We start from the raw sequence: 19,438 nt of genomic DNA, 5'->3' as shown, positions 1-19,438 counted from the left end.
CTAAGCTGCTGCCTCCGTTCTGAGGAGTTTGCCCATGGCCATCGACTGGCTCGACCTGCCCGCCCCGCCTGCCTTACCCGCCCTGTTTCTGCGCGCAGCCCTGCGCCGCCGCGTGACCGGCCGCAGCCTGCCTGAGCTGGGTGTGCGCTGCCAGGTTACGGTTGACCCCAAACACCTGGCGCGCTATCGGCAGATCTGCGGCTTTGCCGATGATCATCTGCTACCCGCGACCTACCCGCATATTCTGGCGTTTGCCCTGCAGATGCAGTTGCTCACCGACAAACGCTTCCCCTTTCCGCTGCTCGGCCTGGTGCATCTGGAAAACCATATTCGCGTGCTGCGCCCGCTCGGCGGCCTCGGGCCGTTTACCGTCAGCGTGCAGGGGCAGAACCTGCAGCCCCATGACAAGGGCGTGACCTTTAGCCTGATCACCCAGCTGCACGACCAGCTCGGCCTGCTCTGGGAAGGCGACAGCCGCATCCTCTGCCGTGCCCTGCGCCTGAACGGCAAGCCGACCGAACGCGAAGCCGAAACCGCACTTGCGCAAACCACCCTGGTGCACTGGCGCGCCCCGACAGATATCGGGCGCCGTTATGCGCGCATCGCCGGTGACTACAACCCGATCCATCTGTTTGCCGCCACGGCCAAGCTGTTCGGTTTTCCCCGCGCTATTGCTCACGGTCTGTGGAACAAGGGCCGCGCGCTGGCTGAACTCGGCACGCGCCTGCCCGCAGCCGGTTATGCGGTAAGTATGCGCTTTCAGAAACCGGTGCTGCTGCCGGCCGAGGTGCGCCTGCTGGCCAGCGAACCCGGCAGCCATGGCCAGTTCAGCCTGCTTGGCCAGGATGAGCTGGTGCATATGAGCGGCAGCTGGCGGCCACTGGAGTGAAATCTCGTCGTAAATAAAGCAGACGGCTCCCGGTAACTGTCCGGCAGCCGCTTGCACAGTGCAGATGAACCCCCGAAGCTATGCTCCTCTTTGCTGGAGCGCCTGATGAACCTCGCCGAACTGACCACCCGCATGCACGCCATTCGTGACCACAACGATTGGCGGCCATTCCACAGCCCGAAGAACCTGGCCATGGCGGCCTGCGTGGAAATGGCCGAGCTGGTGGGAATATTCCAGTGGCTGACTGAGGCCCAATCACACCAATTGCCGCCGGAAAAACTGACCCATGCCGGCCAGGAAATCGGCGACGTGATCCTCTACCTGATACTGCTGTGCGGCGAGCTGGGCCTGGACATGGAACAGGTGGTGCGCGCCAAGCTGGCCGACAACGAACGGCGCTTTCTCGGGAGCACAGCCCATGAGTGATCGGCACTTCGATGAGCTGGCCACGCGCTTTGCCGAGAAGATCTATGGCGGCGCCAAAGGCGCAATTCGCCTGGCCGTGCTTCAGGCCGACCTGGCCGAAGCGCTACCCGAGCGCTCGCTGCGGGTGCTGGATATTGGCGCAGGCCTTGGCCATATGTCGCTGTGGCTGGCCGAACGTGGCCACCAGGTGACCCTGACCGAACCCGCCGAGCCGATGCTCACCGGCGCCCGCGAGCGCTTTGCCGCTGCTGGGCAAGACGCCACCTTTATCCAGGCGCCCTGGCAGGACTTGCTCGGCCAGCTGGAGCAGCCCTTTGATCTGGTGATCTGCCACGCGGTGCTGGAGTGGCTGGCCGAGCCGCACAGCATCCTGCCGGTGCTGCACCAGCTGTGCGCGCCCGGCGGCAGGCTGTCGCTGGCCTTCTACAACAAGGATGCGCTGATCTACCGCAATTTGCTCAAGGGCCACTTCCGCAAACTGCGCAAGGCCGAGTTCGCAGGGGAGAAACAGAGCCTGACTCCGCAGATGCCGCTTGATCCGCGCGAGTTGGCGGCGCAACTTGAAGCTAATTGGCAGGTCGAAAGCCAGAGTGGCGTACGGGTGTTTCATGACTATATGCCGCAAGCCTTCCAGGCCAAGGCCGAGTTGCTCGACCTGCTGGAAATGGAACTGGCCTACCGCCGCCACCCCAGCTTTGCCGGGCTGGGCCGTTATCTGCACTGGATTTGCCGGCCACGCTGATTGCCCTCTCGCTGGAGGCTGAACACTCAATGAAAAGACTGGGCGCCTTACTGCTCCTGACCAGCCTCGCGGCCTGCCAGAGCCAGAATCCCTATATTGCTGACAGCAAGCCAATGCCGCCGGCGCCCGCTCACTCGCCCCAGCAACTGGACCGCAGCGCCTACCCGGCAGCGCTACGCGACTACGGCCGCTACCGCACCTGGAGCTGGCAGCAGCTACCGACTGGCAGCGCCTGGGCCAGTTCCGAGCAGGTGCAGGAAGCGTTGAGCAATGCCCTCGACCAGCGCGGCCTGCGCCCGCATCGCGCCGGCAACACCAGCGACCTCAAGGTCAGCGCCGAACTGCGTTTGGAGCAGCGCCTACGCCAGGTCACTGAACACTATGGCAGCCATTACGGTCACAGCCGGTATGGCGATGAGTACGGCATGTGGGGTAGCGCGCCGCTGGTGCGCAGCTATACCGAAGAGGTCATGGTGGTGCGCATCGAACTGTACGACGGCCAGGATGGCCAACCCGTCTGGAGTGCCAGCGCCGAAACCCTCAGCAACGGCAGCCAGAGTGAACGCGCCGCCGCATTACGCAATGCGCTACAACAGGCCCTGGCGGCGTACCCGCCACACTGATTGCTGAACCCGAGGAGAGCACCCATGCGTGCATCACTGCTATTACTGCCTCTGCTGCTGATCCTCAGCGCATGCCAGACGCCGCAGTTGGAACGCGACTTCGACCCCAATCGGGATTTTGCTGCTTACCGCAGCTGGAGCTGGCAGGAACCGGCCGTGCAATACAAGCCCGACGACCCACGCATCAACAGTGATCTCACCGGCCAGCGCATTCGCAGCGCGGTCAGCGAGCAGCTCGACCAGCGCGGCTTGCGCCCCGCGCCAGCGAACAGCACAGGCGATCTCAAGGTGCAGGTGTGGATGATCGTCGACAATCGCCAGCAGCAGGTCAGCACCCACTTTGGCGGAGCCTGGGGTGACCCATGGGGCGGTAGTTTCTGGGGCGGCCCGAGTTATGTAGAAACCCGCACTCTGGACTATCAGGTCGGCACCCTGCAGATCGACCTGCTCGACGGCAAGGACGGCAAACTGGTCTGGCGTGGCAGCGCCGAACAGGTCCTGCGCAGCCGCCAGCCCAGCCCCAGCGAGCGCGAAACTGCAATACGCCGTACAGTCGCCGACGTATTAAGCCAATACCCGCCCCGCTGACCGACAAGGATGTTGCATGAACCCCACCCCACACCTCAGCCATCGTCCCACTGCGGCGGCTGACCTGGCCGAGATCGTCGGCTTTCCACAGAACGCCGATGAACTGTTCTTCTGCTACCCCAAGGCGGACTGGCCACTGAGCATCGGTCAGCTGGCCGCCGCCATGGCCGAACGCCGAGACAGCACGGTGGTGCTGCTCGATGGCCGAGTGGCTGGCTTTGCCAACTTCTACCAATGGCACTACGACGACCATTGCGCCCTCGGCAATCTGATGGTCGCCCCCTGGGCCCGTGGCCACGGCGTGGCGCACTATCTGGTGGCGGTGATGGAGCAGCTGGCGCGCGAGCATTACCACGCCAAACGCATGCAGGTGTCGTGCTTCAACACCAACAGCGCCGGCCTGCTGCTCTACCCAAAGCTCGGCTATACCCTCAGTGCCGTGGTCGAGCGCCGCGACCCCAAGGGCCAGCGCGTTGCGCTGATCCAGTTCAACAAACCGCTGTAGGCCGGCTTACAGATCCCAGTCCGGCCGGTCCGCAAACCGCTCAATCAGAAAATCCAGCAACGCGCGCAGTGCCGGCGGCATTTGCCGGCGCGTGCCATACAGGGCGTGAATACCCAATTGCTGCGGCTCGTAGTCAGGCAGCAACTGCACCAGCGCCCCGGAACGCAAATGCGCGCTAACTGAATAACGCGGCTGCAGGCTGATGCCCATATCGGCCAGTGTGGCTTCCAGCAGCACCATGGATTCATTGGCGCTGAGGTTGCCGCTGACCGCCACGGCATGCGGCTCACCGGCGCGGCTGAACTCCCAGATGCTGCGGCCAAAATAGGCGTAACTCAGGCAGTTGTGCTGCGCCAGCGCCTCAGGCCGCAGTGGCGTGCCATGCCTGGCCAGATACGCCGGGGTGGCGCACACCACCGAGCGACACACCGCCAACTGGCGGGCGATCAGGTTGGGGTCGAGCTGATTGGTGATGCGCAACGCCAGGTCGATGCGCGCCTCCACCAGATTGACCGCCTGGCTGCCCACCAGCAGGTCGATACTGACCTGCGGATACAGCCGGGTGAAGTCATCCAGCGCATGAACCAGCCAGGCCTGGGCCAGCGACTGGCTGCAGGCGATGCGCAGGGTGCCGCGCGGCGCGGCCTCGTCCGTACGACTGACGCTCTGCATGGCGTCAGCCATGGCCAGCATCTCGCGGCACTGACCGAGCAACTGCTCGCCGGCACCGGTCAGGCTCAGCTTGCGCGTGGTGCGGTGCAGCAGGCGCGCGCCGACCCAGGTTTCCAGCTCGCCGAGGTAACGCGACACCATCGCCCGCGACATCTCCAGCGCATCAGCGGCGGCGGTCTGACTGCCGCGCTCCACCACTTCGACAAAGACCCTAGTTGCCGTCAGGCGATCCATGATTAGTCCACTTAATGCAACAAATATGCGCAGATTACGGGGCTTTTTGGTCGATTTAAAGCAACTAAGATGGGCTCAATCACTCAACAGGAGCTCCCCATGTCGATCATCACTCATCTGCGCGGCCTGCTCGCCAGCGCCAGCCTGCTGACCCTGGCCACCACCGCCCTTGCCCAACCGCTGATCCTGGACGTCTACAACCCAGGTGACAAGGCCATCTTCTCAGTAACTTCAACGCTGATCAGCGGCGAACGCGAGGCCATCCTGGTCGATACGCAGTTCTCCACCCGTGAAGCGCAGGAACTGGTCGAGCGTATCCAGGCCAGCGGCAAGACCCTGACCACCATCTTTATCAGCCACGGCGACCCGGATTTCTACTTCGGCCTGGACACCCTGACCCGCGCCTTCCCCAAGGCCAAGGTGCTGGCCACGCCACAGACCATCGCCTATATCGAGAAAAGCCGCGCACCGAAGCTGGCCTACTGGGGCCCGGTCCTCAAGGACAGCGCCCCGGCCCGCACAGTGGTGCCGCACGCCCTGCAAGGCGACCACCTAAGCCTGGAAGGCCAGCGCATCGAGCTGGTCGGCCATGATCCCAAGCACACCAGCCTGTGGATTCCGAGCATCAAGGCCGTGGTCGGCGGCGTGCTGACCTACGCCAACATCCACCCCTGGATTGCCGATGCGCAAACCGCAGAGGCGCGTAAATCCTGGCTGAAATCCCTGGATGAACTGCAAGCGCTGCAACCGAAAACCCTGGTGCCTGGGCACTTTATGGGCCAACCGGCGCTGAACCTGGATGACCTGCGCTTTACCCGCAACTATCTCAATGACCTGGAAGCGGCCCTGCCCAACGCCCAGAACAGTCAGGCGCTGATCGACAGCATGAACGCCAAGTACCCGCAGCTGCTCGACGCCAGCAGCCTGGAACTGAGCGCCAAGGTGCTCAAGGGTGAAATGCAGTGGCCCTAAGCCGCCGCATCCTGATCACCGGCGCCTCACGCGGCATTGGCCTGGGTCTGACCCAGGCCTTTGTGCAGGCGGGCTGGCAGGTGCACGCCGTGAGCCGCAACTTGGCCAGCAGCCACGAACTGCGGACGCTGGCCACGCAACATGGCCAACGCCTGCAGCTGATTGAGTGCGATTTGCTACAGCGCGAGGCTGGCCAACTGATCGACCGCGCGCTGGGTGACCAACCGCTGACCTGCGCCCTGTTCAATGCTGGCATCTACGGCCCAATGCATCAGGATCCGCGCCAGGCCAACAGCGCAGAGGTCGGCCAGCTGTTTCTGGCCAATGCGGTCGCGCCGATCAGCCTGGCGCAACAATTGGCCGGGCGAGTCGAGGCCGGCGGCGTGATGGCCTTTATCAGCTCGCAGATGGCCAGCCTGCAGCTCAACCGCGCCCTCGACATGCCGCTGTACGGTGCCAGCAAAGCGGCGTTGAACAGCCTGCTGCTGAGCTGGAGCAGCCACTATGCCGAGCTGCCCTGGAGCCTGCTGGCTCTGCATCCGGGCTGGGTGCGCACGGCCATGGGCGGCGCGGATGCCCCCTTGAGTGTGGCGGACAGTGCCGCGGGGCTGTATCAGGTGATCACCGCTGAGCTGGGTCGCCGACGCTGCACATTCCTCGATTACCAAGGCCAGACCTTGCCTTGGTAAGGCTGACGGCGCGCTGCGCATTTGCGGCATAATCGCCCGCCCTGCCCGCTTGGAGATACGCCCATGCCTGCCCCGATATCTGGTGGTTGATGGCCCTGCCCTTCGTTGCCGGCGCCTGCCTGCCGTTGCAGGCCGGGATCAACGGGCAACTGGCCAAGCAGGTGTCCAGCGTGCTGGCCGCCGCACTGGTGTCCTTTGCCGTCGGTACCCTTGCGCTGCTGATTCTGGTGCTGGTGCAGCGCGAGTTCCCCAGCTTCGGCGCGCTGAAAGGTCTGACCTGGTGGCACTGGAGTGGCGGCCTGCTGGGGGTGATGTTTATCGCCACCGCCGCCTTTGCCGGCCCACGCGTCGGCGCCCTGCTGTTTATGGTGCTGGTGATCGCCGGACAGCTGAGCATGGCCCTGACCCTGGACCACTTCGGCTGGGCCGGCTTTCGCGAAGCACCGATTACCGCGGGCAAAATCGGCGGCCTGTTGCTGATCGTCGCCGGCATCTGGCTGATCCGCCGCGGCTAGCCGCCCAGCGCCGCGCGCCGTAGGCGCGGACCGGCTGTGCTAAAGTGCGCGGCGTTTTTACCCTGCGCCTTGCCTGCCCTGCCGATACCAACCGTCATGTGCCCGACTCATCGTCCGGCGCGGTTGTACCTATTGGCTAGCCACTGCGCCCCAGCCTTTGGAATTGACCATGCTGCAAAGCCTGAAAAACACCTGGCTCTTTAATATCCGCGGCGATGTGCTCGCCGGTCTGGTGGTAGCGTTGGCGCTGATCCCGGAAGCCATCGCCTTCTCAATCATCGCCGGCGTCGATCCCAAAGTCGGCCTGTATGCCTCCTTCTGTATCGCCGTGGTAATCGCCTTTGTCGGCGGCCGCCCAGGCATGATCAGCGCAGCCACCGGGGCCATGGCTCTGGTCATGGTCACCCTGGTGAAAAACCACGGTCTGGAATACCTGCTGGCCGCCACCCTGCTTACCGGCGTGCTGCAGATCGGCGCCGGCTACCTGAAGCTGGGTTCGCTGATGCGCTTTGTCTCGCGCTCGGTGGTCACCGGTTTCGTCAACGCCCTGGCGATTCTGATCTTTATGGCCCAGCTGCCGGAGCTGACCAACGTCACCTGGCAGGTCTACGCCATGTGCGCCGCCGGCCTGGGCATCATCTACCTGTTCCCCTACATGCCGAAGCTGGGCAAGGTCATTCCCTCGCCGCTGGTGTGCATCCTGTCGATGACCGCAGTGGCCATGTATTTCGGCCTGGATATCCGCACCGTCGGCGACATGGGCGAGTTGCCGGATACCCTGCCGATCTTCCTCTGGCCGGATGTGCCGCTGACGTTTGAAACCCTGGCGATCATCTTCCCCTATGCCGCCGCCCTGGCCGTGGTTGGTCTACTGGAATCGATGATGACCGCCACCATCATCGATGACCTGACCGACACCAACAGCGACAAGAACCGCGAATGCAAAGGCCAGGGCGTAGCCAATATCGCCGCTGGCCTGATGGGCGGCATGGCGGGCTGCGCGATGATCGGTCAATCGGTGATCAACGTGAAATCCGGTGGCCGTGGCCGGCTGTCGTGCCTGGTGGCCGGCGTGGTGCTGTTGCTGATGGTGGTGTTCCTCAGCGACTGGGTCCGCCAGATCCCCATGGCCGCGCTGGTGGCGGTGATGATCATGGTGTCGATCGGCACCTTCAGCTGGGATTCGCTGCGCAACCTGAAGCAATACCCGCTATCGACCAATATCGTCATGCTCGCCACCGTGGCGGTCACCGTCTATACCCACAACCTGGCGTACGGCGTGTTTGTCGGCGTGCTGCTGGCGGCGATGTTCTTCGCCAACAAGATCGGCCACTTCCTCTATATCAATTCCGAAGCTGACAGTGATGGCAGCCAGCGCACCTACAAGGTGATCGGTCAGGTGTTCTTCAGCTCCGCCGACAAGTTCATCGCCGCCTTTGACTTCAAGGAGGCAGTGGCTAAGGTGATCATCGACCTGTCGCGCGCGCACTTCTGGGACATCACCGCCGTCGCCGCCCTGGACAAGGTCGTGCTCAAGCTGCGCCGCGAGGGCACCGAAGTCGAAGTGCTGGGCCTGAACGAAGCCAGCGCGACCATCGTCGACCGCTTCGGTGTGCATGACAAAGACAACGCCACCGACCTGCTGTCCGGCCACTGAGAGGGGTTTACAAACGACTGAGCTCGGCCATGCCGCGTTGAAATCAGCCCGAGACACGGCGTCTCAAAATGCTCATGTACGACGCGTACACTCCGCTTTTACGGCTGATTTCGCCTTGCCTGACCATCGCGCGCTACGGTTCTAAACCCCTCTAATCAAGGAGAACAGCAATGACCCAAGTAATGGCATGCATTGATGGTTCGCAATCCACCCGCGCGGTATGCGATTACGCCGCCTGGGCCAGCCAGCGTCTGAGTGCGCCGCTGACCCTGCTGCACGTGCTGGATGAGGTGCAGTACCCAACCAGCCCGGACCTGTCCGGCAACATCGGTCTGGGTAGCCGCGAGCACCTGCTCGACGAGCTGGCCAAGCTTGATCAGCAGCGTCACAAGCTGGCCATGGAACAAGGCCGGCTGATGCTCGAAGCAGCCCGCGAGCGAGTGCAGGCCGATGGTGTGGATCCGACACAACTGCGCCAGCGCCATGGCGATCTGGTCGACTGCCTGCACGAACTGGAGAGCGATATCCGCCTGCTGGTGATCGGCCGCCAGGGCAAGACCAGCGACAGCCTCAGCCAGCTGGTCGGCAGCCATCTGGAGAACGTTATCCGTACCCTGCACCGGCCAATTCTGGTCAGCTGCGGCGAATTCAAGGCACCGCAAAGCTATATGCTGGCTTATGACGGCAGCGCCACCGCGCGCAAGAGCCTGGAAATGATTGCCGCCAGCCCGCTGCTCAAGGGCCTGCCGTGCCATCTGGTGATGATCGGCGCGGATACCAGCGATGCCTGGGAACAACTCAAGGCCGCTGAACGTGTCGTGCAAGGCTCGGCCAGCGCAGTGTATCTGGCGATTCGCGCCGGAGAGGTAGAACCCACCCTGCACGCCTACCAGCTCGAGCAAGGCATTGATCTATTGGCCATGGGCGCCTATGGCCACTCGCGGATTCGCCAGTTCCTGGTCGGCAGCACCACCAGTACCCTACTGCGCACCAGCAACAGCGCGCTGCTGATTCTGCGCTAGTGAACTGTCTGTAAAATTCGTTAATCCAATGCCGAGCCAGTATACTGCGCGCTCTATCGTCATGAATTGAGCTCCCATATGGCCCGGCCAGCAGCCCCATTCTTCTTGAGTCCCAGTGATGCCGACATGCTGCAAGGCTGGTTACGCATGGGATCGCTGCCTCAGAGCATCGGCCAGCGGGCCAGAATTCTGTTGCTGCTGGCCAACGGTCTCACGCCCAAGAAGATCAAGGAAATCCTGACGCTGACGACCCAGCGAGTACCGCGCGAAGCTACCCACTGGAGCCTACGGTTGATGGCCAAGTACGCTGGGGTCAGCATCTGGCAGGTCGCACAGGTGTGGGCTGCTGCCGACCTCAAGCCGCACCGGTTGAAAACCTTCAAGATCAGTAACGACCCGCACTTTGCAGACAAAGTGGTCGATGTCGTCGGGCTCTATTTGAATCCGCCCGACAACGCCCTGGTGCTATCTGTTGACGAAAAAACACAGATCCAGGCGCTGGACCGCACACAGCCCATGCTGCCGCTCAAGCCCGGGCAGATTGAGCGGCGGACGCATGACTATAAGCGCCACGGTACGGCCAGTCTGTACGCAGCCTTTGACATCCTGACGGGTAAGGTCATCGGCCGTATCACCCAGCGGCACAGGGCCAAGGAGTTTTTGGAGTTCCTTCGACAGATCGACCGCAGCACTCCCGCCGAGCTGGACCTGCATGTAATTCTGGACAACAGCTCGACTCACAAGACCGCTGCCGTCAGGGAATGGCTGGAGAAGCATCCCCGTTTCAAGCTGCACTTCACACCGACCAGCGCCTCGTGGCTGAACGCCGTGGAGGGCTGGTTTGCGCAACTGGAAAGACGGGCGCTTTATCGTGATGCCTTCAGCAGCGTGGCTGACCTGAGAGCGGCGATACGTCGCTTCATTGAGGCTCATAACGAACATTCGGCTAAGCCGTTCCGCTGGAACAAAACGGCTGAGTCGATTATCAGCTCCGTGCATCGAGCAAAGCTGGCTGTAATTCGGAATGAGTTATTGGATTAACCAGACAGGCCGCTAGTACTGATTACCCACGACCTGGCCGTGGTCGCCGAAACCGCGCAACGGGTCTGCGTGATGTATGCCGGCCAGTCGGTGGAAATCGGCAGCGTGCCGCAGCTGTTCAATGCGCCAACACACCCTTATACCGAAGCATTGCTCAAGGCGATCCCCGAACACAGCCAGGGCCAACGCCGCTTGACCACCCTGCCCGGCATTGTCCCAGGTCGCTACGACCGGCCAGCGGGTTGCCTGCTATCACCACGCTGCCCTTACGCCCAGGCCCACTGCCGTCAACAACGGCCGAGTCTGGATGCCCATGAACGCGGCGCGGCGCGCTGCTTCTACCCGCTCAACCTGACTGCGGAGGTGGCCTGATGAGCGCCGTCCTGACTGCTCGCGACCTCACCCGTCACTACGAAATATCCCGCGGCCTGTTTCAGCCCAATGCCCAGGTGCAGGCGCTGAATGGCGTGTCCTTTGAATTACAGGCGGGCAAGACCCTGGCAGTGGTCGGCGAGTCCGGCTGCGGCAAATCCACCCTGGCCCGCGCCCTGACGCTGATTGAGCAACCCAGCTCAGGCTCGCTGCAGATCGCCGGGCAGGAAGTGACAGGCGCCAACAAGGCGCAGCGCAAGCAGCTGCGCCGTGATGTGCAGATGGTCTTTCAGAACCCCTACGCCTCGCTCAACCCAAGGCAGAAGGTCGGCGACCAGCTGGGCGAGCCGCTGCTGATCAATACTCAGCTGTCGCAGCCGGAACGGCGCGAGCGGGTGCAGGCAATGATGCCGCAGGTCGGTCTGCGCCCCGAGCATTACCAGCGCTACCCGCATATGTTCTCCGGCGGCCAGCGCCAGCGCATCGCCCTGGCTCGCGCGATGATGCTGCAACCCAAGGTGCTGGTGGCGGATGAGCCGACCTCGGCGTTGGACGTGTCGATACAGGCCCAGGTACTCAACCTGTTTATGGACCTGCAGGAGCAGTTCAACACCGGCTACGTGTTTATCTCGCACAACCTCTCGGTGGTGCGCCACGTTGCCGATGATGTGCTGGTGATGTACCTCGGCCGCCCAGTGGAAATGGGCCCCAGCGAGCTGATCTACAACCGCCCACTGCACCCTTACACCCAGGCACTGCTGTCAGCGACACCGACCATCCACCCTGACCCGAGCAAACCGAAGATCAAGATCAGTGGCGAGCTACCCAACCCGCTGTCGCCCCCCAGCGGCTGCGCCTTCCACCAGCGCTGCCCACATGCCAGCGAACGCTGCAAAGCTGAACAGCCGGCGCTGCGCCTGCTCGATGCGCGGCAAGTGGCGTGTCACCATGCCGAACAGATCAACAGTTGAAGTATGCAAGCCCCGGCCAGCCGGGGCTTATTCCTGCGCAGCCCGGTAGAACAACCGATAAGCCAGCAAACCAATAGCCTCGTTAAGCAGCAAACCGTTATGCCAAACGGCCTTGCTTTCCGGTAACCAACCGCCGGCCGGCCGGCCATTGGGCGTGCCGAGATACCCCATTGGCGCGCTGATCACCTGCAAACCCACTTGCTCAAAACTCCAGCGTGACCTGGGCATATGCCAGGCCTGGGTCACCAGCACCACGCGGGTAATGCCTGCTTGCTTCAGCAATTCAGCGCTGTGGGTCGCATTCTCCCAGGTGGTGCGGCTTGCGCCCTCCTGCCAACGCACCGGCAAGGCGTAATCACGCGCCAGCACCTCGGCCATCAAGGCCGCCTCACTGGGCGGTGCGCCAAAGTGCAACCCGCCACTGGTCAGCAGCGGCAAACCCGAGGCCTTAGCCAGACGAGCGGCGAAACGCACCCGCTCCAACGCCAGCAGGCTGGGCTGATCTGCGCCCCAACCGGGGTCAGCCAGCTCACGCCCGCCCCCCAGAACCACAATCACGTCCGCCTGCCGAGCCAGACCAGCCCATTGCCGCTCATCCAATGCCGGCTCGCTTTCCAGCACTCGCGCCGAGTATTCGACCACCACCGGCAGGCTAAACAGCCACATACCGCCCAAGCCAACGACCAGGCAAGCCGCCGCCAAGCGCGGAAAACGCCGACGCAGCCACCAAGCGACCAGCAGCAACAGCAGGAACAGGCCTGGTGGCAGAAAGAGCTGTTTGAGGATGTAGCGAATCGGCATTGAGCACCTCCTTGGGTGCGCGCAGCCTACCGATGATTACTTGCTCGAAACAACTGCGAACCGCAGGCCTTGCAGGCCTGTACGCCATTGCCGGACTGCCAGCCCGCCAGAGTGCCGCACAGGGCGCAGCACAGCTGTAAACGACGTTTAAGCAGGGGTTTGACCTTGCCGGGCAGCATCGCAGTGGGTTTATGGCCAGTGCGGCCGACCTTGCGTGAGCTCGGCAGCTGTTCGATTTGCGCCATTTCCTGCGCGGCGGCATGCCAGCCGCGCAGCCAGTCCAGGTCGCGATTCAGATAAGCGCGAATCAGCTCCATTTCCGCCGCCGTCAGGCCACGCAGCTCCAGTTCCAGCGGCGGTTGTGCAGACAGCGCACTCACGCTATCCGCCTCATCCAACGCCATGGCAAGGCGTTGCAGCAGCCGCTCATAGAGCCCGCCACCCGCTGCACCACGCCGAAACTCCGCCATCCTTCACCTCACCCCAGAGCAGGCTGCCACTCCATATAGCAAGCTTAGCGTTCGCGCTTTAACCGGCAGTACCTCGCGACAAACGGCTTAGCCGGCCAGGCGCCACAGACGAGCATGGCCGGGCCGCAGTGGCTGGCGCGCGGCGCAATCAGGGTTTCCCTGAATAAGCGGGGCTCATGTATGCTACGGCGTTTCCCGCAAGCCCTTATTCCCAGCGCCGGTAGCCATGCAAGAACAGTACTCGCCCCGTGAAATTGAAGCCGCCGCGCAGTCCCATTGGGACGCGCAGAAATCCTTTGTAGTGAGCGAACAGCCGGGCAAGGAGACCTTCTACTGCCTGTCGATGTTCCCCTACCCGAGCGGCAAGCTGCACATGGGCCATGTGCGCAACTACACCATCGGTGACGTGATCGCCCGCTATCAGCGCATGCTCGGCAAGAACGTGCTGCAGCCCATGGGCTGGGACGCCTTCGGCATGCCGGCAGAAAACGCCGCGATGAAGAATCAGGTCGCACCTGCCAAGTGGACCTACGAAAACATCGAGTACATGAAGACCCAGCTCAAATCGCTGGGCCTGGCCGTGGACTGGACTCGCGAAGTCACCACCTGCAAACCCGATTACTACCGTTGGGAACAGTGGCTGTTCACCAAGCTGTTCGAGAAGGGAGTGATCTACCGCAAGAACGGTAGCGTCAACTGGGACCCGGTGGATCAGACCGTACTGGCCAACGAGCAGGTTATCGACGGCCGCGGCTGGCGCTCGGGCGCGCTGATCGAAAAGCGCGAAATCCCCATGTACTACTTCAAGATCACCGCCTATGCGGAAGAGCTGCTGAGTAGCCTGGACGAATTGGATGGTTGGCCGGAACAGGTCAAGACCATGCAGCGCAACTGGATTGGCAAGAGCTTCGGCGCTGATGTGGTGTTCGACTATGACCAGGCCAGTGTCGGTATCGATGGCCAGCTCAAGGTCTACACCACCCGCCCCGACACCCTGATGGGCGCCACCTACGTCGCCGTGGCCGCCGAGCACCCGCTGGCCCAGCGCGCTGCCGAGGGCAATCCGGCTATCGCTGCCTTTATCGCCGAATGCAAAGCCGGCTCCGTGGCCGAGGCCGACATGGCCACCATGGAGAAGAAGGGCGTAGCCACCGGGCAATACGTTATTCATCCGCTTTCCGGCGACAAGCTGCCGGTATTCGTCGCCAACTACGTGCTGTGGGGCTACGGCGAAGGTGCAGTCATGGCCGTGCCAGCGCACGATGAGCGCGACTTCGAGTTCGCCAGCAAGTACGACCTGCCGATCAAGCAGGTCTACACCGGCGAAGGCAAAGAGTACGACGCCACTCAATGGCATGACTGGTACGGCGACAAGGCTGGGCTGACCAGCATCAACTCTGACAAGTACGACAACCTCGACTTCAGCGCCGCCTTCGACGCCATCGTCGCCGATCTGGAAGCCAACGATCACGGCGCTCGCAAAACCCAGTTCCGCCTGCGCGACTGGGGCATCAGCCGTCAGCGTTACTGGGGCTGCCCGATCCCGATCATCCACTGCAATAGCTGCGGTGACGTACCGGTACCGGAAGACCAGCTACCCGTCGTACTGCCCGAAGACGTAGTGCCGGACGGTGCCGGCAGCCCGCTGGCGCGTATGCCGGAGTTCTACGAATGCAACTGTCCGAAATGCGGCGCACCGGCCAAGCGTGAAACCGACACCATGGACACCTTTGTCGAGTCGTCCTGGTATTACGCGCGCTACGCCTCGCCACATTACACCGGCGGCATGGTCGACCCTGAAGCGGCCAACCACTGGCTGCCAGTGGATCAGTACATTGGCGGTATCGAACACGCGATCCTGCACCTGCTGTACGCGCGCTTCTTCCACAAGCTGATGCGTGACGAAGGCCTGGTGTCCTCCAATGAGCCGTTCAAGAACCTGCTGACCCAAGGCATGGTGGTCGCCGAGACCTACTACCGCACCCTGGAAAATGGCGGCAAAGACTGGTTCAACCCGGCCGACGTCGAGCTGGAGCGTGATGCAAAAGCCAAGGTCATCAGTGCCAAACTGAAGAGCGACGGCCTGCCGGTGGAAATCGGCGGCACCGAGAAGATGTCCAAATCGAAGAACAACGGCGTCGACCCGCAGTCGATGATCGATCAGTTCGGCGCCGACACCTGCCGTCTGTTTATGATGTTCGCTTCACCTCCGGACATGAGCTGCGAATGGTCTGACGCTGGCGTTGAAGGCGCCAACCGCTTCCTGCGCCGCGTCTGGCGCCTGGCGCAACACCACGTCAGCCAGGGCATCGCCGGTGCACTCGACCTGGCCAGCCTGAATGACGAGCAGAAGGCCGTGCGCCGGGCGATTCATCTGGCGATCAAACAGTCGAGCTTCGATATTGGCCAGCATCACAAATTCAACACCGCCATCGCCCAGGTGATGACGCTGATGAATGTGCTGGAGAAAGCCGCACAAACCACAGCACAAGACCGTGCCCTGTTGCAGGAAGGTCTGGAAGCGGTGGCTCTGCTGCTGGCGCCAATCACGCCGCATATCAGCCATCAGCTATGGCAGGAACTGGGCCACGACGAAGCCATCATCGACGCCACCTGGCCACAGGTGGATGAATCCGCCCTGGTACAGGACAGCCTGACCCTGGTGATCCAGGTCAACGGCAAGCTGCGCGGGCAGATTGAAGTGTCGGCCAGTGCCAGCCGCGAAGACGTCGAAGCCAGTGCCCGCAGCAACGAGAACGTGCTGCGTTTTACTGAGGGCCTGAGCATTCGCAAGGTCATCGTGGTGCCAGGCAAACTGGTCAACATTGTTGCCAACTGACTAGTCGCCAACTGATTAAGCTCGGCGCGACCGCACAACGGCGCGCCGCAAGACACGCCAAGGGGATAAAAGATGATCAAACGGAATCTGTTGGTAATTGGCCTGGCTACCCTGCTCAGCGCTTGCGGTTTCCAGCTGCGCGGCACCGGTGACGTGCAGTTCGCCCTCAAGGAACTGGATGTCAGCGCACGCAACGCCTATGGCGAAACCGTCAACGAAGTACGCGACGTGCTGCAGAACAACGGCGTCAAGGTCTACCCAGGCGCTCAATACCGTCTGGTATTGAGCAACGAGCAGGAAAATCGCCGCGCCGCCAGTTTTACCAGCTCGGCCCGCACCGCCGAGTACGAGCTGAACAAAACCCTCGAATACGAGATCCGTGGCAGCAAAGACCTGCTGCTGATCAGCGACAAGTTGGAAGCCCAAAGCTTCTACACCCAGGACGGCAACAACCTGATTGGCGGTGACCAGGAAGCCGCGCAGATCCGCCAGGAAATGAACCGCGAACTGATCCAGCAACTGGTCCAGCGCCTGCAGCAGATCAGCCCAGCGCAACTGGACCAACTGCAGCAAACCGCAGAAGCCAAGGCCCAGGCCGAAGCCGATGCCCTGGAAGCCGCTCGCCAGCAACAGGCCGCGCAACCGCAGCAGTCGCCGATTCAGCTGCCGATTCCCGCCCAGTAAGCTCGCCGGGCCGCGCAAGCGGCCCCGCTCTGCACCCGCATGAAGCTTAACTTCGCACAACTCGGCAAACACCTGCAGGGCAACCTGAGCCCGGTCTATGTGGTCAGTGGCGACGAGCCGCTGCTCTGCCAGGAAGCCACCGACGCCATTCGCGCCGCGACCCGCCAGCAGGGTTTCAGCGAGCGCCAGGTGTTCAACGCCGACAACAACTTCGACTGGGGCAACCTGCTGCAAGCCGGTGCCAGCCTCTCGCTGTTCGCCGACAAACGCCTGCTGGAGCTACGCCTGCCCAACGGTAAGCCCGGCGACAAGGGCGCCGCCGCGCTGCTGGAATACCTTGCCCGCCCCGCCGAAGACACCGTGCTGCTGATCAGCCTGCCGAAACTCGACGGCAGCGCGCAGAAGACCAAGTGGGGCAAGGCGTTGATCGAAGGCGCGCAAACGCAGTTCGTGCAGATCTGGCCGGTGGATGCCAACCAGCTGCCGCAATGGATTCGTCAGCGCCTGGCGCAATCGGGCCTCAGCGCCAGCACCGAAGCGGTGGACATGATTGCCGTGCGCGTCGAAGGCAACCTGCTCGCCGCCGCCCAGGAAGTCGAAAAACTCAAACTGCTGGCCGAAGGCACACAGATTGACGTCGACACCGTACATGCCTCGGTCGCCGACAGTGCTCGCTTTGATGTATTCGGCCTGATCGATGCGGCCCTCAATGGCGAAGCCGCCCATGCCCTGCGCATGCTCGAAGGGCTGCGCGGTGAAGGCGTGGAACCACCGGTAATTCTCTGGGCTCTGGCCCGTGAAATCCGCCTGCTGGCGACCATCGCCCAGCAGTACAGCCAGGGCATGCCGCTGGATAAAGCCTTCAGTTCCGCCCGTCCACCGGTCTGGGACAAACGCCGCCCCCTAGTCAGCAAAGCCCTGCAACGACTCTCAACCAACCGCTGGGCAGCGCTGCTGCAGGATGCACAGCAGATTGATGCACAGATCAAAGGCCAGGCGGCCGGCGACCCCTGGAGCGGCCTAAGCCTGTTGACGCTAGCCATCTGTGGCCAACGCCTGGGTCTATCCCGCTAGCGCAGACTCTGGACTTTTGGCAGTGTGCGGATCATGCTTCGTCCGCCTGCGACGTGCAGGTCATTTGCCGAGGAAACGTCATGGCGAAGAAAGCCAAACGCGGCCCTAACAAGGCCAAATCCCTAATAGCCCAACCGCTGTTTCGCTCACGCCAGGAAACACCCAGCAAAGGCAAAGGCAGCTACCGCCGCGAAGCCTCCCAGCAAAACTGGGAGGCTTCATACTTTCTGGCTGCCTGAAAAGCCCGCCACAGCCCGCATAGCGCCTCAATCATGCTAAGGTTACGGCCTGCAAAATGTGCCGAGACCACCATGCCTTACCTGCTTCTTCGGGGCCTGTCCCATAGCGCCACCGCCTGCACCCTGTTGCTTCTGACTGCCTGCGCCGAAGCGCCGGCCCAGCCGCTTGCAGCCGCGCCAGTTACAACCAGCACAGCCCCTGCAGTCCCAACTGCCAGCGTGGTCAGCAGCCCAACCCCGCTACTCAGCTTCGATGAATGGCGCATGCTGCTACGCAGCGATGCCATCGCCGCCGGTATCGATGCCGATCTGTTCGATCGCACCTTCGCCGGCATCACCCTGGACCCAAGAGTTGTAACCTCCGACAACAGCCAGCCGGAGTTTACCCGCCCGGTGTGGGACTACATCGATGGCGCCGTTTCCGTCTCGCGGATCGCCCAGGGCCGCCTGCTCAAGGCACAGCATCGGCCGACCCTGAAAGCCATTCGTAGCGCCTACGCGGTGGACCACGAAGTGCTGATCGCAATCTGGGGCATGGAGAGCAATTACGGCAGCAATATCGGTAGCCATAACGTCATCCGCTCCCTCGCCACCCTGGCCTACGATGGCCGCCGTCAAGTGTTCTGGCGCAGCCAGCTGTTGGCCGCACTGCAGATCCTGCAAGCCGGCGACGCCCCGACACAGGGACTGATCGGTTCATGGGCGGGCGCCATGGGACAAACCCAATTTATGCCAACCACGTTCAACCAGCATGCCGTGGATTTTGATGGCGATGGCCGCCGTGACCTGTGGACCTCTACGCCTGACGCCCTCGCCTCTGCCGCACATTACCTACAGGCATCTGGCTGGGAAAATGGTCAGCCCTGGGGCTTTGAAGTGAATTTACCGCAGGGTTTCGATTATGCCCTGGCCGACCCGGAAGTGCGCCGCAGCCTGGCGCAGTGGCGCACCCTCGGGATCAACCCAGTCAGAGCCATTGATGCCAACGAGCAAAGCCAGGCCACGTTGTTTCTGCCTGCCGGCTATCGCGGTCCGGCGTTCCTTCTGCTGAATAACTTCCGCAGCATTCTCAAGTACAACAACTCCACCGCTTACGCACTGGCCATCGGCCTGCTCAGTGACGCCCTGGACGGTAACCCCGGCGTACAGGCGGCTTGGCCACGCAATGATCGTCAGCTGGGGCGTAGCGAACGCATCGAACTGCAAGAGTTGCTGGCCAGCAAAGGCTACGAGCCAGGCCCGGCGGACGGCATTATCGGCGCCAACACGCGCAAGGCCGTACGCGCCTTTCAGCAATCCAAGGGGCAACCTGCCGATGGCTACCCCAGCCATGAGCTGCTGCAGCAGCTCAGGTAAGCACCCGCGCAACGCAAGACGCTAAGTCCGCGGCAATCCGCTGCTCAACTACACTTG

At 62.6% G+C, this 19,438-nt stretch carries 21 protein-coding genes and 1 pseudogene; 19 read left to right on the top strand and 3 right to left on the bottom strand.

The features are described 5' to 3' along the window. Nucleotides 1-34: 34 nt before the first annotated feature. From BLW24_RS12830 to BLW24_RS12805, 6 genes are all read left to right on the top strand, one after another. On the top strand, nt 35-889 hold the full coding sequence (locus BLW24_RS12830) for a MaoC family dehydratase (protein ID WP_090381488.1): 855 nt from the start codon (nt 35-37) through the stop codon (nt 887-889). A 105-nt stretch (nt 890-994) separates the two neighbouring features. Beyond that, nucleotides 995-1,315, top strand: coding sequence for a nucleotide pyrophosphohydrolase (locus BLW24_RS12825; RefSeq protein ID WP_090381484.1), 321 nt, complete (start codon nt 995-997; stop codon nt 1,313-1,315). Further along, entirely contained in the window at nt 1,308-2,057 is a 750-nt protein-coding gene (locus tag BLW24_RS12820; RefSeq protein ID WP_090381479.1) for a methyltransferase, read from the top strand. Before BLW24_RS12825 ends, BLW24_RS12820 begins: the two co-directional genes overlap by 8 nt. Nucleotides 2,058-2,086: 29 nt before the next feature. Then, nucleotides 2,087-2,680, top strand: coding sequence for a DUF4136 domain-containing protein (locus BLW24_RS12815; RefSeq protein ID WP_090387727.1), 594 nt, complete (start codon nt 2,087-2,089; stop codon nt 2,678-2,680). A gap of 24 nt (nt 2,681-2,704) precedes the next feature. Then, nucleotides 2,705-3,268, top strand: a complete 564-nt coding sequence (locus BLW24_RS12810; RefSeq protein ID WP_090381470.1) for a DUF4136 domain-containing protein — start codon at nt 2,705-2,707, stop codon at nt 3,266-3,268. Between the two features lie 16 nt (nt 3,269-3,284). Further along, nucleotides 3,285-3,773, top strand: coding sequence for a GNAT family N-acetyltransferase (locus BLW24_RS12805; protein WP_090381465.1), 489 nt, complete (start codon nt 3,285-3,287; stop codon nt 3,771-3,773). A gap of 6 nt (nt 3,774-3,779) precedes the next feature. On the opposite strand, the gene BLW24_RS12800 is transcribed toward BLW24_RS12805, so the two are convergent. Further along, nucleotides 3,780-4,679: a LysR family transcriptional regulator gene (locus BLW24_RS12800; protein ID WP_090381460.1), complete on the bottom strand. Its 900-nt coding sequence runs from the start codon at nt 4,677-4,679 to the stop codon at nt 3,780-3,782. Between the two features lie 99 nt (nt 4,680-4,778). Between BLW24_RS12800 and BLW24_RS12795 the strand changes: the two genes are divergently transcribed. The 8 genes and pseudogenes from BLW24_RS12795 (at nt 4,779) to BLW24_RS12760 (ending at nt 11,918) form a co-directional block, all read left to right on the top strand. Then, the gene (locus tag BLW24_RS12795) at nt 4,779-5,651 is read left to right on the top strand and encodes an MBL fold metallo-hydrolase (RefSeq protein WP_090381455.1); all 873 of its coding nucleotides are present in this window, start codon (nt 4,779-4,781) and stop codon (nt 5,649-5,651) included. Further along, nucleotides 5,642-6,340 carry an SDR family oxidoreductase gene (locus BLW24_RS12790; RefSeq protein WP_090381450.1) on the top strand — a complete coding sequence of 233 codons (699 nt, stop codon included), beginning with the start codon at nt 5,642-5,644 and terminating at the stop codon, nt 6,338-6,340. Before BLW24_RS12795 ends, BLW24_RS12790 begins: the two co-directional genes overlap by 10 nt. A gap of 89 nt (nt 6,341-6,429) precedes the next feature. Beyond that, nucleotides 6,430-6,855, top strand: coding sequence for a DMT family transporter (locus BLW24_RS12785; protein ID WP_090381445.1), 426 nt, complete (start codon nt 6,430-6,432; stop codon nt 6,853-6,855). 169 nt (nt 6,856-7,024) lie between these two features. Beyond that, nucleotides 7,025-8,512: a SulP family inorganic anion transporter gene (locus tag BLW24_RS12780; protein WP_090381442.1), complete on the top strand. Its 1,488-nt coding sequence runs from the start codon at nt 7,025-7,027 to the stop codon at nt 8,510-8,512. Between the two features lie 170 nt (nt 8,513-8,682). Beyond that, nucleotides 8,683-9,534: a universal stress protein gene (locus tag BLW24_RS12775; RefSeq protein WP_090381439.1), complete on the top strand. Its 852-nt coding sequence runs from the start codon at nt 8,683-8,685 to the stop codon at nt 9,532-9,534. Nucleotides 9,535-9,612: 78 nt separating this feature from the next. Then, on the top strand, nt 9,613-10,575 hold the full coding sequence (locus tag BLW24_RS12770; RefSeq protein ID WP_090381434.1) for an IS630 family transposase: 963 nt from the start codon (nt 9,613-9,615) through the stop codon (nt 10,573-10,575). 3 nt (nt 10,576-10,578) lie between these two features. After that, nucleotides 10,579-10,947, top strand: a pseudogene (locus tag BLW24_RS12765) (oligopeptide/dipeptide ABC transporter ATP-binding protein); the annotation flags it as partial. Beyond that, nucleotides 10,947-11,918: a peptide ABC transporter ATP-binding protein gene (locus BLW24_RS12760; RefSeq protein WP_090381430.1), complete on the top strand. Its 972-nt coding sequence runs from the start codon at nt 10,947-10,949 to the stop codon at nt 11,916-11,918. The pseudogene BLW24_RS12765 and the gene BLW24_RS12760, both read left to right, overlap by 1 nt. A gap of 27 nt (nt 11,919-11,945) precedes the next feature. Here BLW24_RS12760 and BLW24_RS12755 read toward each other — a convergent pair whose 3' ends face one another. Both BLW24_RS12755 and BLW24_RS12750 read right to left on the bottom strand, forming a co-directional pair. Further along, nucleotides 11,946-12,719 (bottom strand): YdcF family protein, encoded by a 774-nt coding sequence (locus BLW24_RS12755; protein ID WP_090381423.1) that lies wholly within the window; start codon nt 12,717-12,719, stop codon nt 11,946-11,948. Between the two features lie 26 nt (nt 12,720-12,745). Then, the gene (locus tag BLW24_RS12750; protein WP_090381416.1) at nt 12,746-13,189 is read right to left on the bottom strand and encodes a hypothetical protein; all 444 of its coding nucleotides are present in this window, start codon (nt 13,187-13,189) and stop codon (nt 12,746-12,748) included. A gap of 226 nt (nt 13,190-13,415) precedes the next feature. On the opposite strand from BLW24_RS12750, the gene leuS reads away from it, so the two are divergent. The 5 genes from leuS to BLW24_RS12725 all read left to right on the top strand — a co-directional run bounded on the left by leuS (nt 13,416) and on the right by BLW24_RS12725 (nt 19,381). Beyond that, entirely contained in the window at nt 13,416-16,028 is a 2,613-nt protein-coding gene (leuS, locus tag BLW24_RS12745; RefSeq protein WP_090381414.1) for a leucine--tRNA ligase, read from the top strand. Nucleotides 16,029-16,100: 72 nt separating this feature from the next. Next, nucleotides 16,101-16,712 carry an LPS-assembly lipoprotein LptE gene (locus tag BLW24_RS12740; RefSeq protein WP_090381411.1) on the top strand — a complete coding sequence of 204 codons (612 nt, stop codon included), beginning with the start codon at nt 16,101-16,103 and terminating at the stop codon, nt 16,710-16,712. A gap of 39 nt (nt 16,713-16,751) precedes the next feature. Continuing rightward, complete coding sequence (gene holA / locus BLW24_RS12735; protein WP_090381408.1) at nt 16,752-17,786, top strand: DNA polymerase III subunit delta; 1,035 nt, start codon at nt 16,752-16,754, stop codon at nt 17,784-17,786. An 80-nt stretch (nt 17,787-17,866) separates the two neighbouring features. After that, nucleotides 17,867-18,025, top strand: a complete 159-nt coding sequence (gene arfA, locus BLW24_RS12730; RefSeq protein ID WP_090381403.1) for an alternative ribosome rescue factor ArfA — start codon at nt 17,867-17,869, stop codon at nt 18,023-18,025. 72 nt (nt 18,026-18,097) lie between these two features. Beyond that, nucleotides 18,098-19,381 (top strand): lytic murein transglycosylase, encoded by a 1,284-nt coding sequence (locus tag BLW24_RS12725; RefSeq protein ID WP_090381395.1) that lies wholly within the window; start codon nt 18,098-18,100, stop codon nt 19,379-19,381. Nucleotides 19,382-19,438: the final 57 nt, after the last annotated feature.

The organism is Pseudomonas anguilliseptica (assembly GCF_900105355.1).
In the GTDB taxonomy this organism is placed as follows: domain Bacteria; phylum Pseudomonadota; class Gammaproteobacteria; order Pseudomonadales; family Pseudomonadaceae; genus Aquipseudomonas; species Aquipseudomonas anguilliseptica.
The sequence above is the reverse complement of the archived record's forward strand: the minus strand, read 5'-3'. Positions and strand labels throughout refer to the sequence as shown.